This window comes from Acetobacter senegalensis (assembly GCF_001580995.1).
GTDB lineage: Bacteria > Pseudomonadota > Alphaproteobacteria > Acetobacterales > Acetobacteraceae > Acetobacter > Acetobacter senegalensis.
This window is the reverse complement of the sequence record NZ_LHZU01000046.1, coordinates 1-2,556: the sequence shown is the minus strand read 5'-3', so window position 1 is coordinate 2,556 and position 2,556 is coordinate 1. Positions and strand designations below refer to the sequence as shown.

General features: G+C 63.9%; 2 protein-coding genes. Both read left to right on the top strand.

Annotated features, from left to right (window positions below):
- The first annotated feature begins 127 nt into the window (after positions 1-127).
- Positions 128-1,039 (top strand): tyrosine-type recombinase/integrase, encoded by a 912-nt coding sequence (locus AD948_RS00325; RefSeq protein ID WP_006560376.1) that lies wholly within the window; start codon positions 128-130, stop codon positions 1,037-1,039.
- Between the two features lie 19 nt (positions 1,040-1,058).
- The gene (locus AD948_RS00320) at positions 1,059-2,249 is read left to right on the top strand and encodes an IS91 family transposase (RefSeq protein ID WP_039906093.1); all 1,191 of its coding nucleotides are present in this window, start codon (positions 1,059-1,061) and stop codon (positions 2,247-2,249) included.
- Positions 2,250-2,556: the final 307 nt, after the last annotated feature.

Below are 2,556 nucleotides of genomic sequence, written 5' to 3'. Positions count from 1 at the left end.
GAACGAACCCGCTACGCGGGATTGGTGCGGTGTGCAGGTCTGTCACCACGGCGTGAGCGATCTGTTTTATTTGGAACTGTCCTGATCGGGCCAAGCACTCTGGCTTCTTCCCACTAGAAGGAGCCAGATGATGACAGAGTCCCTGTGCATTGCTGCAATCAGTCCCCTTCGCCAGCGCCTGCTTGATGACATGGCGGTGCGGCGGTTCTCCCGGGAGACGCAGCGCAATTACCTTCGAGATGTCGGCCGTTTCGCCACGTTTCTGGGCCGCTCACCCCACACGGCAACAGTCGAGGATGTGCGCCAGTTCCAGATTGCTCAGAACGCGGCTGGCATGCCGACACCGACCATGAATGCCATCGTGTCGGCGCTGCGGTTTTTCTTCACCCAGACGCTCGACCGCCCCGACCTTGCACGCAAGCTGGTCCGGGTAGCGCAGCCCCGCAACCTGCCCGTCGTGCTGAGCCGTGATGAAGTTGCCCGGTTGCTCAACGCGACCGTATGCCTCAAGCATCAGGCCGCCCTGTCGGTCGCCTATGGGGCAGGCCTGCGGGTGGCCGAGGTCGCAGCTCTCAAGATCAGCGATATCGACAGCGAGCGCATGCTGCTCAGGGTCGAACGGGGCAAAGGGGGACGATATCGCAACGCCATGCTTCCGGCAGACCTTCTGCCCCTGCTGCGGGAGTGGTGGAAGGCCGGACGCCAGCAGGGCGTGATGCATTCCGGTGGCTGGCTTTTTCCCGGGCAGGACACCATGAGGCCCATCAGCACACGGCAGCTCCATCGTGTGGTTGTCGATGCCGCGCGGGCTGCTTCGATCACCAGACGTGTGGGGCCTCATACCCTGCGGCACAGCTTTGCCACGCACCTGCTTGAGGATGGTGTTGATGTCCGCGTGATCCAGGTTCTGCTGGGTCATTCCCGCCTGGAGACCACGGCCCTTTATACAAAAGTTGCGACACGGACCGTGCGGGCCGTCATCAGTCCGCTCGACAGACTGGGCATGCTGGCGACAACGCAGGCGAGGCCCGACGGCTGATCCCCGGGCGGGGGCGGTCATGTCCGCCTCCCTCGAACTGGGGGACATCTTCCGGGCTGCCGGCCCTGCCTGGCGGTCAGCCCATGCCGGCCGTCTCCCCCTGCAGCAGCTCAAGGTCATGTCGGCGATCGAACACTGTCGCACGGCGGCCCTTGGTGGTCATGTCGCGGCCTGCGGGGACTGTGGACACTGGCGGATCGCCTATAACAGCTGTCGCAACCGTCATTGTCCGCGCTGTCAGGGAAACGCCGCGCGGACATGGCTGGCCGAGCGGGAGGCCGATCTGCTGCCGGTCGGGTATTTTCATGTCGTCTTCACCCTGCCTGCGCGGATCGCCGACATCGCGCTCCAGAACAAGGCCGTTCTCTACGCCCTGCTGTTCCAGGCCGCCTCGGAGACGATGATGACGATCGCCGCCGATCCCCGGCATCTGGGGGCGCGCATCGGCATCACCGCCGTGCTGCACAGCTGGGGTTCGGCGCTGACCCACCATCCCCATGTGCACATGATCGTGCCGGGTGGCGGTCTCTCGCCCGATGGCCAGCGCTGGATCTCATCGCGACCGGCTTTCCTGCTGCCCGTTCGCGTGCTGGGCAAACTGTTCCGCCGCCTGTTCCTGACCCGGCTGCGCGCACTTTTCGATGCCGACCGGCTGGCCTTTCGGGGGCAGCTTGCCCCTCTGGCAGACCGCCGTGCCTTTATGCGGTATCTGGCCCCTGTGCGCAGCACGCGCTGGGTCGTCTACGCCAAACCGCCTTTTGCCGGTCCTAAAGCAGTGCTGGCCTACCTGTCGCGCTATACCCACCGTGTCGCCATCTCGAACCGCCGCCTCCTGGCGTTCAACGAAAACGGCGTGACGTTCCGCTACAAGGACTACCGGCGGGACACGGCCCACCAGCAGCAGGTCATGACACTCGCCACGGATGAGTTCATCCGCCGCTTCATGCTGCATGTCCTGCCACGGGGATTTCATCGCATCCGCCATTATGGCCTACTGGCCAGTTCCAGCCGCAAGGCCAGCCTCGCCCGGGTGCGGGAACTGCTGAATGTCATATCCACACCAGCGCCAGAAGTCCCGGAAGCCGAACCGGTCACGCCACCGCCGTGCCCATGCTGTGGTGGTCCGATGGTCGTCATCCAGATCCTTCCCCGATGGTGCCAGCCCCGAGGGCCGCCACAGGCGAGTGATCCAACCAAGGGATCACCATGACAGCCCGCAGATACGACAGCATGACCGATCCCGATGTCGGAGTGGCTCCGCGCCGGCAAACCGAGGCTCCTGTACGCATCACTGAAAAAATCGGGAAAATTGCTGCCTGCACCGCCAGTTCTGACATCGCGTCATGCAGATCCGGTCACAAAAACCCGTTCCAGTTCCACAAACGCACCTGTATGCTCTGGCTCAGGCTCTCCCACGGGGTGGCGCCAGTTGCAAATTCTCCATAACTGAGTCCCGGTGTCGCGGGTTCGGTCTTCCCAGACTTTCGTACGCCTCGCGGCGCCCGAAACCCTTCAGG